This window comes from Hyphomonas sp. UBA4494 (assembly GCF_002388935.1).
GTDB lineage: Bacteria > Pseudomonadota > Alphaproteobacteria > Caulobacterales > Hyphomonadaceae > Hyphomonas.
In genome coordinates, this window is record NZ_DGNK01000001.1 from 1 (window position 1) to 2,560 (window position 2,560).

Here is a 2,560-nt window from a genome sequence, read left to right on the forward strand (position 1 = left end):
GCCGCCCGGCATTCGCCGCGCCGGAATACATGCCTTCCAGCTCAGCCTTCAGCGCGTCGAACTGGTCCGGCGGCATCCGCCCATGCCCGCCATAGACCAGCGCGCCCGACGGCTTGGCCGAATTGTCAATCAGGGCCTTGGCCCAGTCGGCGCTCGCATTGTGCAGGTCCAGCGCCCGCCTTGCAGCGCCAAGCGGCGGAAGGCCCATCGTGTCGCTGACCGGGTTGAACAGTTTCAGGTGCAGCACGGGGCTCCAGCCGGTCTCGGCATCGCGCCGGATCAGTCGCTCGCCATGACGCTCACGCACGGCCCAAGCCTCGACCCATCCGCGCGCATCCGCAACCGGCCGCATGGCGGACGGGGCCAGCGCATAAAGCGCCGACACTCCCGCCCCGTCCGCCGCCTCCAGTCGCACCCCTTCCAGGAACGCATTCCCGGTCAGCTGGAGCTGGGAATAGGCCGTCTCGAACAATTCGGTCGCAATGCCGTCCGGCTGGGGCCGTCGCAACAGGCGGCTCGCGCCCTCATGCGCCGTGACCAGCGGCACCGCAGCCGCCGCCTCCGCCACCATGCGGACCGCCCGATACGCAATGGCATTGGCCAGATATCCGTCCCGCGTCAGGGCCGCGCCGTCCCGGCTGCCCCAACGGGCCTCACCCACCTCGGATAGCGCTACCAGAGGGGGCGCGGATTTCGCCTCGCGCGGGCGACGGTTGAAGGGCCAGATCGGGTTCATGAGGGGCGCTGCTCCATTTGCGTTGATGAGCAGAAATTAAATCCTCGCCACCCCCATCGGATTCAGCTTGGAAAAGTCGCGAAAAATCAGTCCGCTATGGCGAAATAGTTGAGGATTAACCGGTCACTATCCCTGTATTTTCTTGGCCCGCAGCCATAGCCAGACGGGCGCAAATCTGCTCTTTCGCCATTCGATCAGGGGCAAAGGAGCTTACAGAATGTCGGCACGTGTCATTTCCGTCGCCAACTCCAAGGGCGGCGTTGGCAAAACCACTACTTGTGTCAGTCTGGCAGAAGCTTTTGCGGCCAATGGCTTTCGCACACTGGTGGTGGACCTGGATACACAGGCCAATGCGTCCCTGCTGGTCTACGGCCATGAAGGCGACGAGCACCTCTTTCAGGCCATCAATGATTACGTCACGATTTCCGACTGGCTGCTGGAGAATTTCTTCGCTGGCGAGCACAAGCGCCTGTCGGAATTCATCGTCACCGACGCTTCTGATGTCAGCTATAATGGCAAGCCGCTCGAACTGGACCTGATCCCGTCCTCGCCGCGTCTGCGCAAGACCGAGCGCGAGCTGATCTATGAGCTGACCGCCAAGGGCTATTCCATGGAAGCGCTGCAGGGCCAGGTTGGCCGCCGCATGCGCGATGATTTCGAGAAGCTGAAGGCGGACTACGACGTCATCATCTGCGACTGCCCTCCCGGCATTTCGGTGATGACCGAAACCGTCCTCGCCGCCAGCCACCTGATCATTGTACCAACTATTCCGGACTTCATGTCCACACTCGGCCTCGACCTGTTCACGGGCGATATCATGCGAAACCTCCGCAATCGCGATATCGAGAGCCTGCCTTGCGTACTCGCCACCCGCTATGATGGCACGCCGCACCAGCAAGTCGTGCTGAACGCCATGCGCGAAGCCGCCAGCGCCAAGGAAACCGAGTTCGACATGTTCGACACGGTCATCCCGATGAAACAGGGCTTTGCCACCAACCCGATCGAGCTTGGCCCGGAGCCGACGCTGCAGGCCAAATGGCCCGGTGACGCGCTCGGCATCATCGAGAGCCTGCTCAAGGAAGTACGAGAGAAAATTCAATGAGCGACACCGCCACTCCCCGCAGCGCCGTAGCGCTGGAATCCCTGCTCAACCAACGCGATCGCTTTGCCAAGCTGGGCGAGAAGGATTTTGCGGCGGCCACAATGCTGCTGGCGAAAAAGCTGATGATCTCCGCCGGTCAGACCACGGACGACATGAAGCATTTGCGCGAGACCGTCGGGGCCGACCTGTTCGAAACCACGCTGAAATCGCTGACCGCCCACCAGGCCCGCCAGTTGGCGCGCCGCATGGACCGATCTGTCCCGGACCTTGAAGTCTCCACCGCAGGCGCCGCCTGCGCCTGGATCCGCGGCCTGATGAACGGCACCAATCCGCCACCGACGGAACCCGCCAAGGCCGCCGAAGACACGAGCGCAGACGACACGCCCCCCGCCCCCAAGAACGCTTATTTCGGCCGGAAAGCCTTCCGCACCGGGGGCTGACGCATCATGGCGGACAGGTTCTCGCGCACGCCTGAGCACACCCGCCGCGCCCGTGCCCTTCGCCAGTCTGCTTCGAAGACGGAATACAAGGTGTGGCTTGTGCTGAGTCGCGATGCCCGGCGAGACGCCTTTCTTGACGAGCGAGGGATCTCCATTATGCGCATTCCGGTCTCTCATATCGATGAGTCGCTTGAGGCGGTGGCTCAACAGATCAGGTCCGAGATCGAATTGATCCGGCAGCGCGAAGGCTAGTCCGCTCAGACCCCCACCTGTCCTCCCCCT

The 2,560-nt window shown here is 62.9% G+C and carries 4 protein-coding genes; 3 read left to right on the forward strand and 1 reads right to left on the reverse strand.

The window, feature by feature from the left end; all coding sequences use genetic code 11:
• A partial coding sequence (locus B2P82_RS00005) for a phage portal protein (protein ID WP_290494163.1) occupies nt 1-736 on the reverse strand: 736 nt, incomplete at its 3' end.
• Between the two features lie 217 nt (nt 737-953).
• Between B2P82_RS00005 and B2P82_RS00010 the strand changes: the two genes are divergently transcribed.
• From B2P82_RS00010 to B2P82_RS00020, 3 genes are read left to right on the forward strand one after another with little or no spacing between them, the layout of a single operon-like run.
• Complete coding sequence (locus B2P82_RS00010; protein ID WP_290494165.1) at nt 954-1,838, forward strand: ParA family protein; 885 nt, start codon at nt 954-956, stop codon at nt 1,836-1,838.
• Nucleotides 1,835-2,278 (forward strand): hypothetical protein, encoded by a 444-nt coding sequence (locus tag B2P82_RS00015; RefSeq protein ID WP_290479707.1) that lies wholly within the window; start codon nt 1,835-1,837, stop codon nt 2,276-2,278. The genes B2P82_RS00010 and B2P82_RS00015 overlap by 4 nt, the downstream gene beginning before the upstream one ends.
• Before the next feature lie 6 nt (nt 2,279-2,284).
• On the forward strand, nt 2,285-2,530 hold the full coding sequence (locus B2P82_RS00020) for a PDDEXK family nuclease (protein ID WP_290494167.1): 246 nt from the start codon (nt 2,285-2,287) through the stop codon (nt 2,528-2,530).
• The last annotated feature ends 30 nt before the right edge of the window (nt 2,531-2,560 follow it).